Origin of the sequence: Streptomyces sp. NPDC101227, from assembly GCF_044767545.1 — a bacterium.
In the GTDB taxonomy this organism is placed as follows: domain Bacteria; phylum Actinomycetota; class Actinomycetes; order Streptomycetales; family Streptomycetaceae; genus Streptomyces.
Genome location: NZ_JBIWOD010000028.1, coordinates 42,115 through 63,970, shown reverse-complemented (window position 1 = coordinate 63,970; position 21,856 = coordinate 42,115). Strand labels below are relative to the sequence as shown.

24 protein-coding genes are annotated in these 21,856 nt (G+C 67.5%); 20 read left to right on the top strand and 4 right to left on the bottom strand.

The features are described from left to right. The first annotated feature begins 153 nt into the window (after nucleotides 1-153). From ACIRPT_RS38590 to ACIRPT_RS38525, 14 genes are all read left to right on the top strand, one after another. Entirely contained in the window at nucleotides 154-591 is a 438-nt protein-coding gene (locus tag ACIRPT_RS38590) for a hypothetical protein (protein WP_403836206.1), read from the top strand. A 133-nt stretch (nucleotides 592-724) separates the two neighbouring features. Then, complete coding sequence (locus ACIRPT_RS38585; protein ID WP_403836204.1) at nucleotides 725-1,573, top strand: phosphotransferase; 849 nt, start codon at nucleotides 725-727, stop codon at nucleotides 1,571-1,573. A 194-nt stretch (nucleotides 1,574-1,767) separates the two neighbouring features. Beyond that, on the top strand, nucleotides 1,768-2,028 hold the full coding sequence (locus tag ACIRPT_RS38580) for a helix-turn-helix domain-containing protein (RefSeq protein WP_403836202.1): 261 nt from the start codon (nucleotides 1,768-1,770) through the stop codon (nucleotides 2,026-2,028). Nucleotides 2,029-2,324: 296 nt separating this feature from the next. Further along, a complete protein-coding gene (locus ACIRPT_RS38575) occupies nucleotides 2,325-2,924 on the top strand; it encodes an NUDIX domain-containing protein (protein WP_403836200.1) in 600 nt (199 codons plus the stop codon). 59 nt (nucleotides 2,925-2,983) lie between these two features. After that, a complete protein-coding gene (locus tag ACIRPT_RS38570) occupies nucleotides 2,984-4,927 on the top strand; it encodes an ABC transporter ATP-binding protein (protein WP_403836254.1) in 1,944 nt (647 codons plus the stop codon). 188 nt (nucleotides 4,928-5,115) lie between these two features. After that, nucleotides 5,116-6,237 carry a glycosyltransferase family 4 protein gene (locus ACIRPT_RS38565; protein WP_403836198.1) on the top strand — a complete coding sequence of 374 codons (1,122 nt, stop codon included), beginning with the start codon at nucleotides 5,116-5,118 and terminating at the stop codon, nucleotides 6,235-6,237. Between the two features lie 23 nt (nucleotides 6,238-6,260). After that, nucleotides 6,261-8,084 carry a glycoside hydrolase family 15 protein gene (locus tag ACIRPT_RS38560; RefSeq protein ID WP_403836196.1) on the top strand — a complete coding sequence of 608 codons (1,824 nt, stop codon included), beginning with the start codon at nucleotides 6,261-6,263 and terminating at the stop codon, nucleotides 8,082-8,084. A gap of 21 nt (nucleotides 8,085-8,105) precedes the next feature. Further along, nucleotides 8,106-8,300 carry a hypothetical protein gene (locus ACIRPT_RS38555; RefSeq protein WP_403836194.1) on the top strand — a complete coding sequence of 65 codons (195 nt, stop codon included), beginning with the start codon at nucleotides 8,106-8,108 and terminating at the stop codon, nucleotides 8,298-8,300. Nucleotides 8,301-8,489: 189 nt separating this feature from the next. Continuing rightward, on the top strand, nucleotides 8,490-10,157 hold the full coding sequence (locus ACIRPT_RS38550) for an ATP-binding protein (protein WP_403836192.1): 1,668 nt from the start codon (nucleotides 8,490-8,492) through the stop codon (nucleotides 10,155-10,157). A gap of 70 nt (nucleotides 10,158-10,227) precedes the next feature. Then, nucleotides 10,228-10,713: a roadblock/LC7 domain-containing protein gene (locus tag ACIRPT_RS38545; RefSeq protein ID WP_403836190.1), complete on the top strand. Its 486-nt coding sequence runs from the start codon at nucleotides 10,228-10,230 to the stop codon at nucleotides 10,711-10,713. Nucleotide 10,714: 1 nt separating this feature from the next. Next, entirely contained in the window at nucleotides 10,715-11,092 is a 378-nt protein-coding gene (locus ACIRPT_RS38540) for a DUF742 domain-containing protein (RefSeq protein ID WP_403836188.1), read from the top strand. 37 nt (nucleotides 11,093-11,129) lie between these two features. Continuing rightward, nucleotides 11,130-11,687, top strand: a complete 558-nt coding sequence (locus ACIRPT_RS38535) for a GTP-binding protein (RefSeq protein ID WP_403836186.1) — start codon at nucleotides 11,130-11,132, stop codon at nucleotides 11,685-11,687. Beyond that, complete coding sequence (locus ACIRPT_RS38530; protein WP_403836184.1) at nucleotides 11,684-12,238, top strand: GAF domain-containing protein; 555 nt, start codon at nucleotides 11,684-11,686, stop codon at nucleotides 12,236-12,238. The genes ACIRPT_RS38535 and ACIRPT_RS38530 overlap by 4 nt, the downstream gene beginning before the upstream one ends. A 21-nt stretch (nucleotides 12,239-12,259) precedes the next feature. Beyond that, nucleotides 12,260-13,558 (top strand): acyl-CoA dehydrogenase family protein, encoded by a 1,299-nt coding sequence (locus ACIRPT_RS38525; RefSeq protein ID WP_403836182.1) that lies wholly within the window; start codon nucleotides 12,260-12,262, stop codon nucleotides 13,556-13,558. Nucleotides 13,559-13,720: 162 nt separating this feature from the next. Here the strand turns inward: ACIRPT_RS38525 and ACIRPT_RS38520 are convergent, their stop codons facing one another. The 4 genes from ACIRPT_RS38520 to ACIRPT_RS38505 all read right to left on the bottom strand — a co-directional run bounded on the left by ACIRPT_RS38520 (nucleotide 13,721) and on the right by ACIRPT_RS38505 (nucleotide 17,127). After that, complete coding sequence (locus ACIRPT_RS38520; protein ID WP_403836180.1) at nucleotides 13,721-14,908, bottom strand: amidohydrolase family protein; 1,188 nt, start codon at nucleotides 14,906-14,908, stop codon at nucleotides 13,721-13,723. A gap of 61 nt (nucleotides 14,909-14,969) precedes the next feature. Then, complete coding sequence (locus tag ACIRPT_RS38515; protein WP_403836178.1) at nucleotides 14,970-16,097, bottom strand: MAB_1171c family putative transporter; 1,128 nt, start codon at nucleotides 16,095-16,097, stop codon at nucleotides 14,970-14,972. Then, nucleotides 16,094-16,486, bottom strand: a complete 393-nt coding sequence (locus ACIRPT_RS38510) for a hypothetical protein (protein ID WP_403836176.1) — start codon at nucleotides 16,484-16,486, stop codon at nucleotides 16,094-16,096. Before ACIRPT_RS38510 ends, ACIRPT_RS38515 begins: the two co-directional genes overlap by 4 nt. A 200-nt stretch (nucleotides 16,487-16,686) precedes the next feature. Further along, nucleotides 16,687-17,127, bottom strand: coding sequence for a helix-turn-helix domain-containing protein (locus tag ACIRPT_RS38505; protein WP_403836174.1), 441 nt, complete (start codon nucleotides 17,125-17,127; stop codon nucleotides 16,687-16,689). A gap of 813 nt (nucleotides 17,128-17,940) precedes the next feature. On the opposite strand from ACIRPT_RS38505, the gene ACIRPT_RS38500 reads away from it, so the two are divergent. The 6 genes from ACIRPT_RS38500 (at nucleotide 17,941) to ACIRPT_RS38475 (ending at nucleotide 21,808) form a co-directional block, all read left to right on the top strand. Continuing rightward, nucleotides 17,941-18,300 (top strand): hypothetical protein, encoded by a 360-nt coding sequence (locus ACIRPT_RS38500; RefSeq protein WP_403836172.1) that lies wholly within the window; start codon nucleotides 17,941-17,943, stop codon nucleotides 18,298-18,300. 2 nt (nucleotides 18,301-18,302) lie between these two features. After that, the gene (locus tag ACIRPT_RS38495) at nucleotides 18,303-19,322 is read left to right on the top strand and encodes a hypothetical protein (protein ID WP_403836170.1); all 1,020 of its coding nucleotides are present in this window, start codon (nucleotides 18,303-18,305) and stop codon (nucleotides 19,320-19,322) included. Further along, nucleotides 19,322-20,107 (top strand): ATP-binding protein, encoded by a 786-nt coding sequence (locus ACIRPT_RS38490; RefSeq protein WP_403836168.1) that lies wholly within the window; start codon nucleotides 19,322-19,324, stop codon nucleotides 20,105-20,107. Before ACIRPT_RS38495 ends, ACIRPT_RS38490 begins: the two co-directional genes overlap by 1 nt. 101 nt (nucleotides 20,108-20,208) lie before the next feature. Further along, nucleotides 20,209-20,799: a WhiB family transcriptional regulator gene (locus ACIRPT_RS38485; protein WP_403836166.1), complete on the top strand. Its 591-nt coding sequence runs from the start codon at nucleotides 20,209-20,211 to the stop codon at nucleotides 20,797-20,799. Further along, the gene (locus tag ACIRPT_RS38480; RefSeq protein ID WP_403836164.1) at nucleotides 20,796-21,629 is read left to right on the top strand and encodes a DUF2637 domain-containing protein; all 834 of its coding nucleotides are present in this window, start codon (nucleotides 20,796-20,798) and stop codon (nucleotides 21,627-21,629) included. The genes ACIRPT_RS38485 and ACIRPT_RS38480 overlap by 4 nt, the downstream gene beginning before the upstream one ends. Continuing rightward, nucleotides 21,626-21,808 (top strand): hypothetical protein, encoded by a 183-nt coding sequence (locus ACIRPT_RS38475; RefSeq protein ID WP_403836162.1) that lies wholly within the window; start codon nucleotides 21,626-21,628, stop codon nucleotides 21,806-21,808. Before ACIRPT_RS38480 ends, ACIRPT_RS38475 begins: the two co-directional genes overlap by 4 nt. Nucleotides 21,809-21,856 lie beyond the last annotated feature (48 nt).

The following is a 21,856-nucleotide window of genomic DNA, read 5'->3' as shown; positions in this document are numbered from 1 at the left end:
TACCAAGCCACCGTTTCTCCCTTGGACCGTCTCCGTCCCCTGGTTCCTTCCCGCCGATCACGCGACTGGGCCTGGTACGAGGGCGAGCCTGCCCCCGCGGAGCTTCCGATGACGCAGTCATGGGGATGGTTGTTTGTTCCCGACGGTCGCATCGTGGTGCTGATCGACCCTGCGGACCGACTCTCTCTACTGCCTGGCGGAACCATCGAGGAGACGGACAGCGGAGACCCGGCTGCCGCGCTCGACCGAAAGGCTGCCGAGGAAGCGCAGCTGGCTCTCGGGCCGGCGCACTACCTGGGCTATCAGTACGACGAGACTGGTGATGTCTACGGCGGTATCGGCCCCTGCGCTCGCATCCGTATGGCTGCTGCTGTCACCCATATCGGGCCCTCCGCCCCCGACCCGTCGACCGGCCGCACGATGGTCCGGCTCCTGGTCACCCCGCATCAGGCAGTGGGCCTGCTGGGATGGGGCGAGATGGGCCACCGTCAGGCGGACGCAGCCATTCGCGCCGCCACCCTGCTGTGGGGGTATCCGCGAGGAGCGGCACGGCCCATCACCGAGATTTCTCCCACGGGAGGCGATCTGTGATGGGCAGCATGTCCACCCCTCGTTCGGACCGAGACGCCCTGGGGCGGACTCGTAGGTGGTCGAATTGAACGGGACCTCGTTGACTCAGCACCGTACGAGCGTCCCGGGGGAGGTTCTCGATTGGGCTTCCTGCGTGATCGGCCCCATAACACTCGTGCGAGACGCCTCATGGAACCGCGCGAACTCCAAGGTCTGGGAACTGACCTGCGCGGACGGCACGCGGTTCTTCCTCAAGATCTCGCCCTCCAAGGTGTTCTACACCCGCGAAACTCACGCATACCGTTTCGCAGCGCCTGCCCTTGGCCCCGGCCGCGCTCCACGGCTGCAAGCTGCCGACCCTGCTCGGTTGGCGATGCTTCTCACCGCAGCGCCCGGCCAGACGGTCACGACGATGACGCTCACCATGCGGGACCTCGTCAAGGTGCACCGTCAGGCGGGCTACCTGCTGCGTGTACTCCATGATGCTCTGGGCGCCTCCAATAAGGCCGGAGTGGATGCCCTCGCAGAAATCCGCGCAAGGACTGAGTCGGTGGGCAAACACTTGGCTGCCGCCGGTGAGCTGCTTACGCACACCGAGCAGGAGATGGTCCTTCGACTGGCCAGGCATCTGCCGGCCTTGGAGGAGTGCCCGGCCGCCTTCATCCACGGAGACGTGCAGACACGCAACCTTCTCTGGGACGCTCCCAGCGAGTGCGCCGCATTACTCGACTTCGAGCGGGCACGCCCTGCGCTGGCTGTGGATGACTTCGTACATCTGGCCGTCGGTCCGTGGGTGCAGCAACCGCGGCTACGACGGGTGTTCTTCACTGGCTATGGCCGAGAGCTGACGTATCCGGAGCGGCAGGTCCTGCCAGCCCTTGCTGCCATGGATGCCGTCAGTGGCCTGGTGTGGGGCACTCGAGTCCATGATGTCGAGGTCACCGAACGCGCCCGCCGCACCCTGAAGCTATTGGCGGACGGAGCGCGCCTTGACCATGCATGACATCCCCCCTACTCCTTCCGGTCACGTCCCGACCGCAGCCGCCGAGCTGAGGAACGGCAGGAGGTTCCCTGCCCCCCTCACTGGTACGACGCCGAACATGATCGCCCTCCGTGTGGGCGCAGCGGGTGATCCCGTACGTCCGGTGGCTGCGCGGGGGATTCACGCTAGATCCGTTCGTGGAGCGGAGGTTCCCCTTGGAACACTACGGCGACGGTTACGTGGCGGGCAGCGACGATCTTCTGGTGACGGCCCGAGAATCGGCCGGAATGCTGGATATCAGCCCGCACACCGTGGTGCAGCTCGCGAAGGCGGGATACCTGACCCCGGCGCAACGTGGTCAGCACTGGTACGTCACGGTGCGCAGCGTTCTCGCGTATCGGCGCCTGCGGGGGTCTTCTGCCCGAAGCCTGCGGCGTACCTCAGCGGGTTCGGACGTTCGACGCCGTGCGTTCTGAACACCCGGGAACCTCGGGCGGCCGACTATGTGGAACTTCGCCTTCGGGCCTCTTTCCCCGGCACACCGCCCACTCGACGTCGTGACGGCCTCTTCGAGTCCCTCGTCTCCGGCCGACTCCGTTGGGGGCTGACCGACCGGAGGCGAGTCAGCGGTGATGCCCGCCGCCCCGCTGTCCCCAGTCTTGGACCCAAGCAACTCCAGGGCACCTACCAACGGTCGACCGCCGCTGCGGCCCTTCCCGAACTGCCCAGCCCCGTCCTTCTGCCCCGTCGACTGCACTTTCAGGAGCAGCCCATGACAGACCCAGTGCTCCGCCTCCAGGCCCTGGAGCGATTCGGCCCGCTCGCCGTTCGACAGCACACGATGGAATGGGCATGGCACGAGAGCGAGGATGTGCCCGACCAACTCCCCACCACACAATGCTGGGGCTGGCTGTTCGTGCCGGACGGTCGCTGCATCGTGCTCATCGACACCAAGCACCGTCTGCCGATGCTGCCGGGCGGCACCGTCGAGGACCAGGATGCAGACCCCTCCGAGACGCTGGAACGCGAAGCCGACGAGGAAGCCCGGCTCACCCTCGGGCCGACGCACTACCTCGGCTACCTGCACGATCCCACCGGAGACGTCTACGGCGGCAACGGGCCCTGCGCCCGCGTGCGTATGGCCGCCGCCATCACCCACATCGGAGCCTCCAGACCAGATCCAGCAACCGGATACACCATGACCCGACTGCTCGCGACCCCCCACGAGATCGTCGACCTGTTCGGGTGGGGCGAGCAGGGACGCCTCCAGGCCGATGCCGCTGTCCGTGCCTCCGTCGAGCTGTGGGACTTCCCCGTCGCGTCGGCTTCGGCCGGTATCCACGAGGTCCCTCTCGAAGGGAGCCGGCCGTGAGGAAGAACGAGGCCACTGGGGCCGCGGCGACTCAGGTCGAGGAAGCATCGTCGGAACACATGCTGTTCGGCGGGCCGTTGCGCTACGACATGGGCTGGAACAAGCACCAAGACGCGTATCTCCAGCTGAATTTGCGGTCCATGGTGACCAAGCTGCCGTACCTGCTGGCCATCACCATCGGTCTCGCCCGGAAGGCGGACCCCCGCGCCCTGCGGATGGTGGGCTTCGCGGAGATCGGTCGCGGCGCGAGCCAGGCGCTCGGGCTGATCGCCGTGAACCGGGCTCTCGCCCACGTCATCGGCGAGGGCACGGTGCCCGAGCGGCTGACCGGGGCGGCCCCTGCCCTGGCCGCGGCCGGCCTCTGCGCATTGGTCGGGGCGGTGCTCAAGGCCATCTCCACTGCCGGCACGGGGCAGCTGGAACCGAAGGTGGAGCGCGTAGCGAGGGAGATGTACCTCTCGCACACCGCGAAGGTGGAACTTGCGGCGATCGAGGACGAACAGTTCCACCGACTCCTCGACAGCGCCCAGTACGGGGCCGGCGCAGCCCGCCGCATGGTCAGATACAGCAGCTCCATCGTCAATGCAGTGATGAGCTTGATTGCGACGGCGGGCGTCCTCGCCGTCCTGCATCCCCTGCTCTTCCCGATGCTCGTGGCGATGTCCGTACCGAGCGGATGGGCGGCGCTGTCTGTTGCACGCCGCCGGTACATCTCCTTCCATCAGTTCGTCCAGCATGCGCGGGCCGGAGAACTGATCAGTCGTCTGCTGATCTCCACTGGTGCCGCCGCCGAGATCCGCGTCCACAACGTGGCTGACTTCCTGCTGGGGCACTACCGCTCCCTGTCCCAGGACCAGGAGGCTGAGCAGAAGCGGCTGGCGACATTGGCCGCTCGCACGGGACTGTTCGCAGCGGCCTGGACAGGGCTGGCGGCCGTCGCCGCGTACGCGACCCTCGGGACTCTGCTGTGGACCGGAACGATGGCCCTGTCCGTCGGTGGTACGGCCGTACTCGCCATCCGCAGCGGCGCCGGGAGCCTGCAGAACCTCGTGTTGCAGATCAACTCCGCGCACGAGGACTCCCTTTTCATCGCCGACCTGCACCAGCTGTGCGAGGAGGCCGGTGAGCGTGCCATCCCCACAGGCGGGCTTGCTCTGCCCAAACATCCGGAGCGGATCACCGTCGAGGACGTCCACTTCACCTATCAGGGCGAGGACGAGGAGAACGAACCTGCCCTGGCCGGGGCGAGCCTGACGATCCCCACAGGGAAGATTGTCGCGTTCGTCGGCGACAACGCCAGCGGCAAGAGCACGCTGACCAAATTGCTGTGCGGCCTCTACCGTCCGGACTCGGGACGCATCCTGTGGGACGACGTCGACGTCGCGAAGGCGGACCGGCAGGAGCTGGTGTCCCGCATCGCCGTTGTTGGGCAGGACTTCTACCACTGGCCGTTCACCGCTGCTGTGAACATCGGTATCGGCCGGCCCGAGGAGCCGCTGTGCCCGGAGAGGCTGGACGATGCCGTCCGGTACGCGGGCGCGGAGGAGCTGGTCAAGGAGTTGCCGCGGGGGTTGCGGACTCTCCTTGCCCGTGGATACAAGGGCGGCCACCAGCTCTCCGGAGGACAGTGGCAGCGCCTGGGCATCGGCCGCGCCCACTATCGCCGCGGCAAGCTCCTGATCGTCGACGAGCCCACCGCGGCGCTTGACGCCAAGTCGGAGCAGGAGTTCTTCGAGAAGATCCGCAACCTCGCCGATGCCGGCCAGACCATCATCGTGATCACCCACCGGCTCGGTTCGGTCCGGGTTGCGGACCTGATCCACGTCCTGGACCACGGACGTGTCGTCGAGAGCGGCACGTTCTCGGAGCTGATTTCCGACGAGGGGGACGGTCCGAAGGTCTTCCGTGATGGCTACCGGATTCAGGCAGCCCAATACGCCTCGGTCCCCCCACAGAACGGCAGTTTGCCGGCCCCGGACGTCGCGAAGGCTGGTCCGCGATGACCAGAACACTCGCTCACCCGGGCAATCAGAGCCCTCGTCGCTTGTTCGCCGTGCCGCTGCGCAGCGCCGCCGGTCGAGCGCGGCACGCTGATCAGGCATCAGCCCGCATGACCACGGTAGGACAGCGTCTCTCTCTGACCGCACAGGGAGAATCGGCAGCGCCGCGGCGCCGCCGGAGCGTGCTTCTCGTGTCCGTCACCTGGCACATGCACGCAGCCTCCGGGACCGAGAAGGCCGCTGCTGCCCTGGCCACTGGCCTGGCTGCTGCGGGGCACAAGGCCGTGATCGTCACCGCGGTCCCGTCGTTCCCCGGACCTGGCCTCCCCGGCGTTGGTGTGGAGCAGATTGACCTGCCCATCAGCCTGCCCTGCTCGCCGGAGAAGCTCCGCGAGGCCATCGACGGCGGTGTGTCGGGGCTCCAGCGTCAGCTGTGGTCGCTCATCGCCCGGCACGAGGCCGACACGGTGCTCTTCACCGACGCGCTGTGGGGCATGGGCCGACTGCGCACGGACCTCCCCAACGGAGTCTGCCGTGTTCTGGCCGTCGACCGATTGCCCGATAACCGCGACGCGGCAACGGCACTGTCTCGAGCCGATGTCGCGCTCGTCCCCTCGAAGGCGGTCCTGGACTCGGCCCGCAAACGTGGCTGGGGCACATCGAGGTGGCACGTCGTCCCCCACGCGCTCCTCCACGAGCCTCACAAGCCGCGGCCCGTGACCGTACTGCGTCGCCACCAGTCCGGCGATCTTCGCGTCGTGACCACAGTGGGTGGCGCCGCCGACGGCATCGTCGCCCTGTTGAAGGCCGCACGGCAACAACCAACTTCTCCAGGCCCGTGGGAGTTGCCCGTCTGCGTCGCGGCGGCAACACACTTCCTGCAGACGGGTCCTGCTGGCACCGCCCTGGTGGAAGCGTGCCGGCACCTCGTGGACCAGGCGCCGCACATGACCTGGAGCGGACAACTGGCCTGGGACGCCCTCCCTACGTGGTTGTCCCGGGCCGCGGTAGTGATCACGCCTTCCCCGCCGGAGTCCCTCGCGATGGTGGCCCTGGAGGCGATGGCTGCCGGCGTACCGGTGATCGGCTACCGGGCCGGGAATATGCCCGATCTCATAGGACCGGCGCAGCGGGAACGGGCCCTGATGGCGGATCCACGCCACGGTCCCCACACCCTGCTGGCCCTCGCCCGCAGCCTTCTCAGCTCCCCTCGTGCCTACTGCGAGGCAGCACAGGCCGCCTATGAGAGATCTCGCGACTTTGCCAAGGACCGCATTACCCAGCGGTTCCTGGACGCCGTACCTCCCCGCTGAACCGCACCCGATCGGACACACCCATGGCCATGCCCATCGAGGACTACGCACTCATCGGCGATATGCAGACCGCCGCTCTCGTGTGCCGCGACGGCACCGTCGACTGGCTCTGCTTGCCCCGCTTCGACTCCCCGGCAGCCTTCGCTGGACTGCTCGGCACCGAGGAACACGGATTCTGGCGGATCGGACCGTCCCACGATTCCGAGGACCGGCCACGGCCAGCGAACCGCCGCTGCTACCGGGGCGACTCCCTGCTGCTCGAGTCCGAGTGGGACACCCCCCGCGGCACGGTACGGGTGATCGACTTCATGCCGCCGCGCGACGGCGCCCCGCAGGTGATCCGCATCGTGGAGGGCGTCAGCGGCCGCGTCCCGATGCGCTCGGAGCTGCGGATGCGGTTCGCCTACGGCTGGGTGGTGCCCTGGGTCCACAAGGTCGACGGCCGCACCGTCGCGGTCGCCGGGCCCGACTCCGTATGGCTGGACACCTCCGCCCACACGAGCTGCAAGGACGGAAAGGCTGTCTCGGACTTCACCGTCTCCTCGGGTGAGCGGATCGCCTTCACGATCAGCTGGCAGCCCTCACACAAGCAGCCGCCTGCCGTGGCAGACCCCGAGACGGCGATGCAGGCGACCGAGGACTTCTGGCGCGAGTGGGTCGAGCACTGCACGTACCACGGCCCCTACCGCGACGCCGTGGTCCGCTCGCTGATCACCCTCAAGGCCCTCACCTACGTGCCGACCGGCGGCATCGTCGCCGCGCCGACGACCTCCCTGCCCGAGTGCATCGGCGGCGTCCGCAACTGGGACTACCGCTTCACCTGGCTCCGCGACGCCGCGATCACCCTCTCCTCCCTGCTGCGCACCGGCTACCGCGAGGAGGCCCGCGCCTGGCGCGAATGGCTGCTGCGGGCGGTTGCCGGCGACCCGGACAACCTGCAGATCATGTACGGCATCGCCGGCGAACGGGAGCTGGGCGAGAACGACCTCAACTGGCTACCGGGGTACGAAAATTCGCGCCCGGTGCGGGTCGGCAACGGCGCCGCCGGCCAGCTCCAGCTGGACGTCTACGGCGAGGTCACCGAGGCCCTGCACCTCGGATACGCCTACGGCCTGGCGGTGAACGACCACGCAGTCAGCCTCCAGGTGAAGTTGATCGAGTGGGTGGAGAAGCACTGGGACGAGCCCGACGAGGGCATCTGGGAGGTCCGCGGCCCGCGCCGGCACTTCGTGCACTCCAAGGTCATGACCTGGGTCGCCGTCGACCGCACCGTCAAGCTGATCGAGTCCGGCGATGTCGACGGGCCGCTGGAGCGCTGGAAGGACCTGCGCGAGACCATCCACCGGGACGTGTGCGAGAAGGGCTACGACAAGGAGCGCAACACCTTCACCCAGTCCTACGGTTCCCAGGAACTGGACGCCTCGCTGCTGTTGATCCCGCAGGTCGGGTTCCTCCCGCCGGACGACAAGCGGGTCATCGGCACGGTCGAGGCGATTCAGCGGGAGCTGTCCACCGAGGGCGGCTTCGTGCTGCGGTACCCGACGGCTGGCGAGAGCGTCGGCGTGGATGGCTTGGAGGGCGACGAGGGGGCGTTCCTGGCCTGCTCGTTCTGGCTCGCCGACGCTCTGGCGATGATCGGACGTGTGGAGGAGGCCCGCAAGCTTTTCGAGAAGCTGCTCTTGCTTCGCAATGACCTCGGTCTGCTGGCGGAGGAGTGGGATCCCAAGCTCATGCGTCAGGTGGGCAATTTCCCGCAGGCATTCAGCCACATCGGTCTGATCGAGGCGGCCCTTCGGCTGTCGGCCGGTGGGGCGCATATCGCGGACGCGATGGGTACGGCGGCATGACCGGGGGGCTGGGACATCGCGGTGATGATTCGTCTCTCGTTGGTTGTCGTGCTCGTGCTGGTGGTGTGGTTGCTCATCCGGAAAGACGGGCTCAAGGCGGGGCACGCAGTGGTCGCTGTCCTGTTGGGCTTTTATCTCGCCGGTACCTCGTTCGCGCCGAGCATCAGCCGCATCGTCCGGAGCGTGGCGGACGTCATCAGCCAGATCCGACTCTAGAGCGGGCAACCGTCCCGGCCCTGCCATTGACCACCAGCAGCGCCCCTTGCGCCCCTGCCTTGGTGGCTCTTCCCCACCCGCCCTTCTTTGTTCCGGGCCGAGTGCCCAAGGATGCAGATGCCTGACCTTTTCCCCTCTCCCGATCCCCTTCTTCGTCCTTCCGGCCTGCGTCGTGGTCGGCGCCGCCGTATGGCTACGGTGGAAGGCCGGGGCATCGAAGAGGACCTACGCTCACGGCTGCGGCTGTTGTCGATGGTGCCAGGGCTTTCGGTGATGGTGCTGCTGTGCGCCACCTGGGCCCTTCACGTCCTGGCGGGCACGGCTGTGCCGTTGCTGGTCGTGGGGGCCGGCCTGGGCTGCGGGGTCGTGCTGCTGCTCAGCGACCGGGTCGCCGTCGCTATTGCGCAGGATGCCGGTGGACGGGTCGGCCGGGAGCTGGAACGGCGACAGCGTGCGCAGGAGAGGTTGGTGCAGGAATCGCTCCAGCGCCTTGAATCCGTGGTCGAGACGGGGCGTACGGACCTCGTCGCGATGGTGGAGCAGGTCGAGCGAGGGGAGGCCCCCTGCCTACCCAGGCTCGACCCGGCCGCGGGCAGGACCGGTCATCCGTTCGCCGATTTGGAACACGTGCTGCTCCAGGCACAGATCGAAGCGATGGAAGCGGTGGTCAAGGTCGGCGCGCAGCGTCGGAAGCAGGTCGGCCTTGAGGCTGAGGCGTTCGTGTATGTCGCTCGGCGCCTGCACGCCCTGGTCAGCCAGGCACTGGCCCAGCTGTCGGTCATGGAGAACAGCTGGGAGGACACTGAACTCCTCGACGCCGTTTTCAAGCTCGACAACCTGGTGACCCGCACCCGCCGCGCGGTGGAAAGCATCGCCGTCTTGGGCGGCGAGATCGCCCGCCGCGTCAAGAAGCCGCTCCTGCTGGGGCACGTGTTGCGCCAGGCCGTCGCCGAGGTTGAGCAGTTCGCGCGGGTTCAGCTGCACGTCCCTCGCCAGGAAGTGGTCTTTCCCGGGCCCACGATGACGCAGATCGTGCCGTTGATGGACGTGTCTCTTCCGGGCTACGCGGGACCGGACATCATCCACCTGCTGGCGGTCCTGGTCGAGAACGGCGCCAACTTCTCTCCGCCAGAGACAACGGTGTGGCTGCGGGCTGAGGAGATACCCGCGGGGCTGGCCTTCGAGATCGAGGACCGGGGCCTGTCCATGTCGCCGGGCAAGCTGGCCCAGCTCAATCAGTTGCTCGTCTCACCGCAGCACACAGATCTCCACCGCCAGGTGCGCGATGGACAGATCGGCCTGCTGGTCGCCGCACGGATCGCGAAGCGGCATGGCATCCACGTCCAGCTCCGGCAGAACCCGCGCGGCGGCACACTGGCAAAGGCCGTCGTTCCGCGCGCGTTGCTGGTTGCCCCGCCAGAACCTGCACAGCCCCAGGCGAACACCCGTACCTCAGTGGCCCAGTCGGGGACCACGGGGCCGGTCCTCGCCCCGGGACCTTTGCCCGCCGAATCACCGGACGGCACAGCCGAGTTGCGACAGCAGCAACCTCCCACAGCGGACGTCCGAAAGCCCCTAGCACCTGCACTGCCACAGCGGCGCAGGCAAACCACAGGGAGCCCCTCCACGATCCGTGCCGCCGCCGCACCAGATGGAGACCGGCCGCCCTTGCCCCGCCGCCGCGAGGCGCACAGGGCCCCGGACCTGCCCGAGCCTGGCCCAGTTCCGACTCCGCGCCGCGCAGTGTCGTCCAGTCCACCGACCGCCAGCTTGATGGCCCGCTACCGCGACGGCATCCGGCGCGGGGTCAATGACACCGCCGCAGAAGAAGCATGCTCACCCGGCTCGGCGGACTGATGTCCGGCGCCTTGCACCTTCCGCTGTGCCCGGCCGATATGCCGTGGCACCGAACCGTACGGAGATCTCGATGACGAACGATGTGCCCACCAATGGGACGGGCAAGGACCTGAGCTGGCTGCTGGAGAACTTCCTCAGTCGGGTGCCCCGCAGCTCTGGCGCCCTGCTTGCCTCCCGCGACGGGATGAGACTGGCCGTGGCGGGAGTGAGCGTGGACCAAGCGGATACCATGGCCGCGGTGATGTCCGGCCTGTACTCCCTGGCCGCGGGCGTCGGCCGGATCAAGGGCCCGGCCGGTGAAGTGCGGCAGGTGGTCACCGAACTCGACATGGTGAACATGTTCGTGATGAGCGCCGGCGACGGCCTGCCGCCTGGGGCGCCGTTCCAGCCGGTCACCGATCTGGGGAAGGTCGGCAGCATCCTGGGTGTGCTGACCGAACCCGACGCGGACCCGGGCGTGGTCGGACACGAAATGGCGGCGCTGATCACGGCTGTCGCCGAGCACCTGGTCACCCCCACCCGCGGGCGCGAGCCGCACCTCGGCGACGGCCAGTGACATGGCCGGTTTCAACGGCCCGGCGTGGACGGACGAAGAAGAGCAGGACGTGCGTCCCTACGCCGTCACGGGCGGGCGAACGAAGCCCCGGCACACGATGCGCCTGGAGTCCCTGCTGGCGGCAGGGCCCACTGCGTCTGCCGGTGACCTCGGGCCGGAGGCCAGCCAGGCTGTTGCGCTGTGCCGCAGTGGCCCACGGTCGGTCGCCGAGCTCGCCGCGGTTCTCCGCCAGCCCGTGCAGGTCACGAGGGTCGTGCTGTCCGACTTGATCGACTCCGGTGCCCTGCGCCTGGCCATATCCGATACCTCGTCCAACCCCCACGACCCGCAGCTTCTGGAGGCTCTCCTTGCGCGTCTCGAACGCCTACCCGCCGCCTGAGCCGGCCGGCCCCGGAGCTGGCGCGGACCTGGCGTGCATGAAGATCGTGATTGCGGGTGGGTTCGGGGTTGGGAAGACCACGCTGGTTGGCGCAGTCAGCGAGATTCCTCCGCTGACAACGGAGCAGCTGCTGACCGACGCCAGTAGCCGGACCGACAGCCTCGTCGGTGTGGAGAGCAAGACGACCACGACTGTATTCATGGACTTCGGACGTATCACCTTCGACGCCATGGTCCTGTTCCTGTTCGGCACCCCGGGCCAAGAACGCTTCTTGCACGTGTGGGACGACCTGTCCCACGGCGCCGTCGGCGCCGTCGTCCTCGCAGACACCCGTCGGCTCGAGGACAGCTTCACCGCCGTCAACTACTTCGAACAGCGCGCCACCCCGTTCGTCGTAGCGATCAACGAATTCGGTGACGCCTACCAATACCGCACCGACGAAATCCGGCACGCCCTCGAACTGCCGGACGCCGTGCCCCTCCTGCGGTGCGATGCCCGCGACACCCGGTCCGCCATCAACGTGCTGACCGCCCTCGTCCGACACGTCCTGTCCACCACTGCCTCCTGCTACCCCGCCCTGGGAGCCCGCCCATGACCTTCGACAGCGACTCCGGCCTCCACCTCCCCACAGCCGACGACGAACTCGACCAGCGGATCGACCTGCTACGACAACTCGGACTTGGCGACCTGGATGACGAGTTCGACCGCTTCGCGGCCCAACTCGCCCGTGACGCCGGCGAACCGTACGCCATGGTCAACCTGATCACTCACGAACAGCACTTCGTTGGCCTGCACACCCCGCCCGGCAGCGAGTTCCCCGTGGTGGGGCGGACCATGCCCCGCGACCACGGCTACTGCCCCGACGTCATCGCCCGCCGCAAAGCCTTGCCGCTGCCCGACGTATGCGCTCACCCGCGGTTCGCCGGCAACGCCGTGGTCGACAAAATCGGCATCCGCACCTACTTCGGCGCGCCCCTCATTCACCAGCCCACCGGCACAGTCCTGGGAACCGTGTGCTTCGTGGGCACCACCCCCCGCCCCCTCTCCACGGGCCAGGCATCGCTCCAGCTCATCAAGGAACGCGCCAACACGCTCATGGACCTCATCCACCAACGCGCTCCCCGCATCCACTGCCCGCGCCCATAGCTGCCGAAAGGAGAGAACACGATGCCCACGCCGTACCTCACAGACGAACACGAGCGCCTTCGCACCTGGGTACGCCACTTCGCGGAGGCCGAAGTCGCCCCTCGTGTAACGGAAATGGAAACCGCTGCGGACGTCGACCGTGACCTGTCCGCGCTGATCGCTCAGCAGGGCTGGATCGGCGCCACCATCGACCCCGCCTACGGAGGGATGGGCGCCGGCCACATCGCCAAGACCCTGATCATCGAGGAACTCTCCCGGGTCAGCGGCGCTATGGGGGCCATGGTGCAGGCATCCCAGCTCGGCGTCGCCAAGATCATTCACTTCGGGAGCGACGAACAGAAGCGGACCTGGCTGCCCCAATTCGCCGACGGCTCCTGCCTGCCCACCATCGCGGTGACCGAATCGGGCTCCGGCAGCCACGTACTTGGCATGCACTCCACCGCACGGCGCGTGGGCAAGCACTACGTCCTCAACGGTCACAAGATCCATGTCGGCAACAGCCACATAGGGCAAGTCCACGGCGTTGTCGTCCGCACTGGCCCCGGCTCCAAGGGGCTGTCCGCCTTCCTCGTCGAATCCGACCGACGCGGCTTCTCGCTCACTCCCCACCGCAATGCCATGGGCCTGCATGGCTTCAGCTTCGGCGAACTCCGCCTCGACAACTGCCGCGTACCGGCCACTAACCTGATCGGACAGGAAGGCGACGGCCTGAGCATCGCCTACTCCTCCAGCACCCTGTACGGCCGGCCCAATCTGACCGCAGTCGCTCTCGGCATCCATCAGGCAATCATGGAAGAGGCCGTCCGCTACACCCAGGAGCGGACCCGATATCGCCAACCGCTGGCCAAGCTGGGCACGGTCCACCGAAGGCTGGGGCAGATGCAGTCCCGGCTGATGACCGCACGGCTGACCGCGTACCACGCTGTGCATCTTCTGGACCAGGGCAAGGCGTGCGACGAGGAGCTGATCAACGCCAAGTACGTCAACATCAAGATGGCGACGGACTCTGCTCGGGCTGCGATGAAGATCCACGCTGCCGCCGGTCTGCAAACCGACCGTCCCGTGGAACGTCTCTTTCGGGATGTCCACCACCTGGATGCGCCCGCCGGCACCGGCGACATCCAAATCCATCGCTTGGCCGAAGCGGCTCTGGGCATCTCGCGTGGCCAGTGGTCTCAGCGGTTCGCCCACCTGGCAACAACCTGCCAAGCCAGCACGCCGGCCACCGGCTCTCGCGATGACGGGGCGCTCAAGCCGCTCCTTGTAGATCACCGTGGTGTTGCCCCCAACAGCGGACGTGTCACACAAAGCCACGCATGACGCACGAAACCCCGCACGCCGCCGTGACCAGGCGACCGCGAAGCGGCCATCCGCCCAAGGCGTCGCCGCCTTCGGCGTGGACGTCATCGTCCTCGATCCTGCCGGGCCCGTCCTGATCGGACAGCACCGGTCGGGCACGCGGAGTTCGGATGCAGGGGCAGTTCACCGGCGGACGGTTTTGCCGCCCGCAATCACCAGCTGAACGTTGCGCAGGGCAGTGATGTCGGCGAGAGGGTTTCCATCAACGGCGAGAATGTCCGCGCGGAGCCCCTTGGCCAGGTGGCCGGTATCAGTGCTCTTTAGCGCCTGGGCTGCGTCGGTGGTGGCCATGTCGAGGATCTTCGCGTTGGGGATTCCCAGGTACTGGTAGAACTCCAGGCTGTTGACGAACTTGTCGAAGACCGCCCGCGTCACCCCGGCATCAGTGCCAGCGATCATGGGAACTCCTCTATCAGCCATCCAGCGCATGGAGGAGAAGAGATGCTCCGCGCGGTCGTGGCCGACCCGTTCGGCGAACGCCCTCCAGTTGGGGCTGGTCGCGGTGCACACGTAGATGCCTTGGCTTTTGATTTCGGCGAGGAGGTCGTCCCGAAGGTCGAATTCGCCGCCTTCGGTCATCCAGGTGCAGTGCTCGATGGTGTCGACGCCGGCGGCAACGGCGGCTGCGATGCCGTCCGTGCCGTGGGCGTGGACGGCGACGGGTAGCTCGAGGCGCTGAGCTTCCTCGACCACAATGCGCAGCTCGTCCTCGGTGAACTGGTTCTGCCAGATGGCAGGGCCGCCCTTGGTCATGCCACCGCCCGTGCCCATGATTTTGATGACGTCCGCTCCGAGACGGGCATTGCGTCGCACCAAGTCCCGGATAGCCTGCTCGCCCTCGACCTCTCCGCCGAAGAAGTTGCAGTGGCCGCCGGGGGAGGTCAGTGGTGTCGCTGCCGACAGGATGCGCGGTCCGGGCAGGGCGCCAGAGGTGATGGAGTCGCGCAGGCGGATAGCAAGGCCGTTGCGGTCCCCCAGGTCCCGAACGGTCGTTACGCCGCTGTGGACCAGTTGCTCAGCGCGCTCGGCCATGCCCTCCAGCAGTTCCTCGTCACTGTTGTCCTGGACGGCAGCTACGGGGTCGGCACTCGCGTCGAAGATGAGGTGCGTGTGCGCATCGATCAGGCCCGGCAGCACCGTGCCGTCCGGAAAGGACAGGGTGCGGAGCTCGTGGAGTGCGAGCTGCTCGACCTCCTCGCGCGGGCCGACCGCGGAGATGCGGTCTCCGCGGACGAGAACGGCGCCATCGGTAACGCTGGTGCCGTTGGGCCCGGTGATGACCTGGCCAGCCGTGATCAATGTGTCCGTCATGGTGCCGCTCCTCGTTATGGGTCGCTTGTCGGTCTCGTCCGGCTGCATGCCCGGGTGTTGGCTACCGCGCTTGCGCATGCGGTTTGAGCGCATCCGACAGCGAGATCAGCTGTTGGACATCGGCATCGAGGTCGTCCTCGCCCGGGAGTGCCACGGCAACAGCTTGCGACGACGTCGCCTCGCCCTTGGCCTGGGCGCGCAGCGCGTGTCGTAGGTGGTCGGCCAGAGACGCGTGCGGCGTGCCGTCGGTCACGCCTTGCTGGGCCAAGTACGGGCTGATTCTCACCAGGCCGTCACGGCATTCGATGACCCGGCGGTAATAGCGGTAGTGGGTGCCACGCAGGGAAAGGATCTCCCTCCAGCCGCTGGTGGGCACGCGACTGAGGGCGTCTTGCGGAAACGCATGGTGCAGTGCTTCCCACAGTGGGCGAAGACGCCGGCACGCCTTGCGGTGACATAGCCAGACCCGCACTCTCGCCAATCGCATCGCGGCGCCGGAATAGATGACGCCGACGATGAACACGGGGACCGCAAGCGCCAGGAGGCCCTGCGTACCGTGGTGCAGCCACGCCGGGACGTGTGCACCACGCCACCGTGTCACATCGATACCGAGGCGGCCGAGGTTGGCCATCACCATGCCGGCCAGGGCCCCCACCGTGAGCCACAGACCCGTGGACAGCGGTCGGAGGGACATCCGCGCATACCGCCAGGTCCACCACAGCGCTGCAGCGAGCGCGTAGATCAGGTAGAGCAGAGCCGCCATGAAAAACAAGGCCACTGGCGTTGCGGTCACGTCAGCGGCATCGAATTCTCGTCCCCTGAGACTGACCGGCGTGGCGACGGTCGTCAGTACAAGGACGAGAACGGCCGATGCCAAGGGCAGGGCTTCCCAGCGGGCACGGCGGCCGGCACGCTTCCGCTCCTCCGCGGAGAAGAGGTAGACGCACATCAGACAGTAGACCGCGCCGAGCAACAGGACGTTCTGTACCAACCGCGCGGATCCTGGGCCCACCAGGTCGTCCACGAGACGAGCGGCGGAATCCAGGCCGAGCGCAAATGAAGCGCGGGTGCAGATGAGGCACAGGGTCACAGCGCGGAGAGGAAGGTCGTGGGGATCCCGGGCGAGCTGAACGAGCTTCCACACCACGGCCAGGTCGAGGATGACAGCGGAAAAGAGAAGGCCGGTCACAGCCACCCCTGCCGGTCACCCAGGGCCGCCTGCACGCGCCGCAGAGAGGGGGAGGCGGCCCGACGCGGCGCGACCCGGTCCAGAACCGAAGCCCACTCCAGAATGATGGTGGCAACCAACTCGGCCTGACGTTCATGCTCTTCGTCATAGGACGTCCGCCGCAGGAGCCGCTTGACCGATCCTGACGAGAGGTCCGGGACTGCGCCTTTCCAGAGCGCGACATCGTCGACTTCGTCGCTCTGGTGATCCGCCAGGATGTGGCCCACTTCGTGGAGGATGATGTGCCGCTGATGACTCGCAGTGGTCTCCTGCTGATACAGGATGTAATCGGTAGACGGGGTGGCGATCCACGCACCGAACGGCCCTGGCACCGGCATCGGGTGCGACACCAACCGGATGGGGCGGCCACGCCGTTCCCCTAGCTGCTGACAGAGCACGTCCACTTGCAAGGGGGGCTGGATGCCAAGGGCTCGCAGTTCTCGTTTACAACTTCTGCGAAGCTCTCGCTCTTTCACGGTCAATCTCCCGCACACGACACGTGTCGCGGCAACAGCATCCCCTCGCCGCGGAATCACGCCGTGACGGCGCGTCATTCGCGGTGCTCTGCCTGCTCCAACTTGTAGACAACGTCAAGCAGGTCCATTACCTGCTTTCTTCGCGCTTCCGACAGTTCGCCGGCGCGCATTGCCATCAACTTCACATCGCGGTCTTCGAGTGCCTCGTTGACGCTCACGCGCTCGGCTTCCATTTGAGCCAGTCGGCCATGGACTTGCCCAGCTACGGCGTCATCGAAAAAGTACGAGATCGGCACACCGAAAAAGTTCGCCAGACCCTGCAGGTGGCGCACGGTCGGGTTGTCCTTCTTCCCCTTCCGCAGCTGCCAGATGTAGCTCATGGAGATGTTGATCCCCGTCTGGCTGATGGCGTTCGCCGCGTAATCGTTGCTGTATTCCCTGCCGGCATCGTCCTTGATCGTCGCGAACAGATGGTTGATCTTCTCCGCCAAAGAGCGGCCTGTCTCCTCACTCACCACTTCCCCTCCTCTCTTCGAGAGTCGATCAACCAGTGTACACGGGTGAATGACGCACGGGTTGATTCCTTTACCTCAGTTGAGTGCTTGGCGATCCCGAGATAGGGTCCCCATCAGCATCTTCCACTGAGGTGAAAGGCTTGGAGGTGTCGATCTTGTATTTGAGTGAAGGAAGCGATCAGTTCGAGCGTCAGTGCTCGACGTGGGGTGATCCGGTCTCGATGGCCGGCTTCCGCTCGGGCCGCTCTCGGCGCCCCGGTGAACACTTTGCCACCCTTCGCCCGGCGGGCGGATCTCGCTTCGGCGCGGACAGTCGACGCAAATCGCCCTTTTCGTCTGCGCTGAGAGAGGGGGATTCCAGCGTGAAATTGCCGCGACCAGCGCCGCAAGAAGATCGAATTACTTTCGGGGGTTGCGCGGAAACTCTGCGCGCTGTGACGGACCCCTCGAAGTTGTTCGCGGACCGTCAGCCTGCCTGCGGGTGCGGTCGGCGGAGTGGCGGTGCGGGCCTCTCGCTGGGCGCGAGGGAGGCACTCCCGGTTATCTCTGGATCTTGGCGCGGAAACTGCATATGTTGCTGGTCCCTCGGCGGCGCAGCCGAAACGCGAGCCAAACAACAGGAAGGATGGAGAGGGCTGAGTAAGCGTCAAATCCCAGACTGCCAAGGGAAATGAAGAAGGCGCCCAGAAGTTAGCAGCTTCCGGGCGCCCACCCCGCCACCCCGAAGGGGGCGGATGCATAACCGGGGCGAGTCGGCTGACCTTTTCGACGAGAACGGCCGCCTCACCCCGCCTACGAGTGAGGAATTCTCGCATGCCCAAGTCTCCAAGCGGAAGGCGCCTCGCTGCCCCGCAGGCCAAGGCCGGCGAACCCACAGCTGGCGCCCGTCGGCACCGCCTGGCTGCGCTCCTTGCGGACATGGTGCCCGGAGCCCGCACCATCCGCGTCGCGCAGCGCCAACCCGGCCAGAACTGGCCCAGCCCGTACGCCCGCGCTTATGACGCCCAGGGGCAGCTCGTAGCCCTCAACCGAGCCCAGCGTCTGTCGGCCGCTCGCTGGGTGATCCGCGCCCACCCCGACATGAGCTGGTACGAGACGTACGACCTCGACCTGGCCACCGGCGCTCTCCGGCTCGCCGTCGCGGCATCCACCCCAACGGGCGACGGCCGCTGAGCATGGCCAGGATCCGCACCATCAAGCCCGAAGCATTCACCAGCGAGTCGCTCGCTGAGGTGAGCGTCCACGCCGAGCGAACCTTCTTCGGCCTCCTCACCCAAGCCGACGACCATGGCCGATTCCGCGACAACCCGGCCGTCATCGCCGGGCTGCTGTGGCCGCTGCGCGCTGAGCACACTGCGGTGCACGTAGAGGAAGACCTGCAGCAGCTGGCCGACGCGGGGCTGATCTGCCGGTACCTCGGCTGCGACGGCCGCCGGTATCTGCACATCGTCACCTGGTTCGAGCACCAGAAGATCGACAAGCCCTCGCAGACCCGTATCCCGGCTTGCTCGGACCACCACGCCAAAGAGCGCTGCGGATCCTGCAAGGGCACCTGCAGTGTGTTCACCGAAGGCCAGACGAACACGCACCGAGGACTCCCCGAAACCTCGGCGAAGGCTCCCCGGACCCTCGATCGGCCGTCGAAGACTGCTGTGACACCTCCCGCCGCCCGATCCTCGAGCACGAGCGGCCAGCAAGCGACGCTCGACGGCACCATCGATGCCTCCAAGCGGATCGCAAAGAAAACCACAGGTCAGAAGCCTGCAAGGGCGGATTCCCCGAAGGCTCCCCGAAACCTCCCCGAAGGCTCGGCGCCTGGATCTAGGATCTTGGATCCTGGATCTTCTAATCCTTCGGGGCGCACAGCGCCCGCACCCAGCCCGTCGGCTCAGGATCTCCTCGGCGAGTACGTCGCCGCGTGCACGCAACGCCCGCCCGGCGACGTGATCGGCCACCTCGGTCGCATCACCAGGAAACTCCTGGACGAGGGCATCGCCCCGGAGCACATCCGGAGCGGCCTACAGCGCTTCGCCGCCAACCCCAAGCACCCCAGCGTGCTGACCAGCATGGTCAACGAAGCCATGAACGCCTCCCCAGCCGGTTTGGTGCGGCTCGAATCGCGGCCTAACCTGCCCGGTCACCGGGCCTGGGCCAACCCCGCCGACCCTGCCGCCGCCTACGCCGAGGAGCTGTGATGCGCGACCACGACGCCCAGCCCGTCGGCGGCATCGCCCGCCGCCTGGCCCACATCCTCACCACTCGGGGCATCGACCCGAACGCCCAACTCACCGACCCGGCCGAGCCCGTACCCGCCCTGCAGGCGGCGCAGGCCCGCATACCGGCCCGCTACCAGGCTGCCCTCGCCGACCACCCCGCGGTCACCGCCTGGGTTAGCGAGGTCGCTCAAGCTGGACGTCCTGGCCCCAAGGGGGCTCCGGGCATAGCCCAGGGCCGCTCGCTGCTGATCGTCGGCACCACCGGGACCGGCAAGACCCACCAGGCATACGGCGCCGTCCGGTCCCTGCTGCTGGCCGGCGTCCGGCTGCGCTGGAAGGCGATCACGGCCGCCGACCTGTACGCAGAACTGCGGCCCCGCCCCGGCCACGACGGCGAGCGGGAGCTGAGGGACCTCTCCCGCTGCCCGCTGCTGATCATCGACGACCTCGGTGCGGCCAAGAGCAGCGAGTGGACCGAGGAGATCACCATGCGGCTCATCAACCGCCGCTACAACGAGATGCTCCCGACCCTGGTGACCACCAACCTCGGCATGGCCGACCTGCGCCAGCACATCGGCGACCGCGTCGCCTCCCGCCTGACCGAGATGACCGACAAGGTCATCCTCGACGGCCCCGACCGCAGAAGAGCCCTCGCCGCCCAGCGCCTCAGCCCCGCTGCCACCGCCGTGCCGACAACGCGTAGCGAACCCGTCGCACCAGCTGCTGCCACCGCGGTGCCGGTTGCGCGCCGCCTCGGCCGCTAACAGCCTGCTCGCGACCGCCGGCACCGGCCGCCTCCCTCACCGACCAATCCCCAGACGCTGCTGCCCTGCCCGAATACGCCCTGGGGCAACGGAGACCTCCCATGCACCACACCGAGAACCAGACGCCGCGCACCCTCGGCGACCTCACCTGGCACGACCACGCCACCTGCCGCCCCACGAACCGGGACCAAGCCGACCCAGACATGTTCTTCCCCGAACCGGACGAGATGGACCGCATCCGCGCCGCCAAAGCCCTGTGCTCAGAGTGCCCCGTCCGCAACACCTGCCTCGACGCAGCCCTCGAAAACGGCGACAACGTCGGGATCCGGGGCGGCATGACCGAAGAGGAACGCGCCTCTCTGCACAGCAAGTTCCAGCGCCGCCTCAACTACGCCCGCGTCAACGCCGTCCTGGCCGGTCATGACGTCCACCTCACACACGCCGAACGACACGCTGTCGTCCGCGCCGCCTACCTGGACTCGGTCCCAGCCGAAGAACTCGCCCGGATGCTCAAGATCACGAAGGAGCACGCCCAGAAGCGATACCGCAAGACCCGCCGTGAGATCCGCGACCGCGCGATCGACCAGGAGAAGGAGGCGAACAAGGGGAAGAAGAAGCCCACAAGCCAGACCTCGGCGCTCAAGGACCCCAGGACGAAGACGTCGCGCGACGACCTCGGGACGGCCGCGTGAGCCACACCGTGCCGATACCCGCGAGGATCAACGGCTGGGACCGGGCCGCCATCGTCGCCCTGGGCGGTGCCGGGTGCGCCCTCTCCTACGACGCCCTGCAGCAGATGGCCATCGCCATCCACATCCGCGGATTCCTCACCTACGTCTTCCCCCTGGTGATCGACGGGTTCATCGCCTACGGCGTGCGCGCCCTCCTGGTCCTGCGGACCGCGCCGCTCGCCGCGCGGTGCTACGTCTGGCTGCTGTTCGGCACCGCGACGGCGGCCAGCATCTGGGCCAACGCCCTGCACGCCGTACGCCTCAACCAGCAGCAGGCACAAGGGGCGGGGCTCCGGCTTGGCGACGTCACCGTCGGCATCTTGTCCACCCTCGCCCCACTCGCCCTGGCCGGAGCAGTCCACCTGTACATCCTCATCGCCCGGCGAATCACCGACCCGGCCGGACAGCCGGGCACCACCAGTGTCCAAACTGACCGGCTCACCACCGACCGCCAAGTCACTCCCGTCGGCCAGGCCAAGCCGCGGCCGGCGCCGGTCACCTCCGGACACCCGGTCGAGCTGTCCGCCCCGGAGACCAGCCGCTCAGCGGTCACCGCCGGGCAGAACATCCAGGAGGCAGTTGCCTCGCAGGACCCGTTCGGACAAAACAGGATGGTCTGGCCGAGCCGGAGCACGGCGGTCGAACCTTGGACCTGGGCGGACACCCGGCAAGCAGACCCGCCCCGGTCACCCGCATCCACCCGGCCGCACCGCCTGCCGAACAGTCGGAGACTGCCGCGGTCACCGCGGCGCAACACGAGGACAACCGCACTTCGGACACCGATCCGGTGACCGAGGAGCTCCTGCCGATCGCCCGCCGGGCGGTCACCGAAGCGGGCAAGGTCACCCGCCAGGTCGTCGCCGACGCCATCCGCGGACAGAACCGACCGCTCAACAACGACCGGCTGACCGTCCTGATGCGCCGGCTCCGGGCCGAGACCAGCACGAAGCCGGTCACCAAAACGGGCTGACCGAACCCACGACGCGGCGCCGGTGACCGGGCCATCCAGATCGCCGGT

What these genes read in the sequence shown, in the direction of transcription:
- ACIRPT_RS38575 (WP_403836200.1), top strand. Translation starts at nt 2,325, where the DNA reads ATGACAGACCCAGTGCTCCGCCTCCAGGCCCTGGAGCGATTCGGCCCG.
- ACIRPT_RS38570 (WP_403836254.1), top strand. Translation starts at nt 2,984, where the DNA reads ATGCTGTTCGGCGGGCCGTTGCGCTACGACATGGGCTGGAACAAGCAC.
- ACIRPT_RS38560 (WP_403836196.1), top strand. Translation starts at nt 6,261, where the DNA reads ATGGCCATGCCCATCGAGGACTACGCACTCATCGGCGATATGCAGACC.
- ACIRPT_RS38550 (WP_403836192.1), top strand. Translation starts at nt 8,490, where the DNA reads ATGGCTACGGTGGAAGGCCGGGGCATCGAAGAGGACCTACGCTCACGG.
- ACIRPT_RS38545 (WP_403836190.1), top strand. Translation starts at nt 10,228, where the DNA reads ATGACGAACGATGTGCCCACCAATGGGACGGGCAAGGACCTGAGCTGG.
- ACIRPT_RS38540 (WP_403836188.1), top strand. Translation starts at nt 10,715, where the DNA reads ATGGCCGGTTTCAACGGCCCGGCGTGGACGGACGAAGAAGAGCAGGAC.
- ACIRPT_RS38535 (WP_403836186.1), top strand. Translation starts at nt 11,130, where the DNA reads ATGAAGATCGTGATTGCGGGTGGGTTCGGGGTTGGGAAGACCACGCTG.
- ACIRPT_RS38530 (WP_403836184.1), top strand. Translation starts at nt 11,684, where the DNA reads ATGACCTTCGACAGCGACTCCGGCCTCCACCTCCCCACAGCCGACGAC.
- ACIRPT_RS38525 (WP_403836182.1), top strand. Translation starts at nt 12,260, where the DNA reads ATGCCCACGCCGTACCTCACAGACGAACACGAGCGCCTTCGCACCTGG.
- ACIRPT_RS38520 (WP_403836180.1), bottom strand. Translation starts at nt 14,908, where the DNA reads ATGACGGACACATTGATCACGGCTGGCCAGGTCATCACCGGGCCCAAC.
- ACIRPT_RS38500 (WP_403836172.1), top strand. Translation starts at nt 17,941, where the DNA reads ATGCCCAAGTCTCCAAGCGGAAGGCGCCTCGCTGCCCCGCAGGCCAAG.
- ACIRPT_RS38495 (WP_403836170.1), top strand. Translation starts at nt 18,303, where the DNA reads ATGGCCAGGATCCGCACCATCAAGCCCGAAGCATTCACCAGCGAGTCG.
- ACIRPT_RS38490 (WP_403836168.1), top strand. Translation starts at nt 19,322, where the DNA reads ATGCGCGACCACGACGCCCAGCCCGTCGGCGGCATCGCCCGCCGCCTG.
- ACIRPT_RS38485 (WP_403836166.1), top strand. Translation starts at nt 20,209, where the DNA reads ATGCACCACACCGAGAACCAGACGCCGCGCACCCTCGGCGACCTCACC.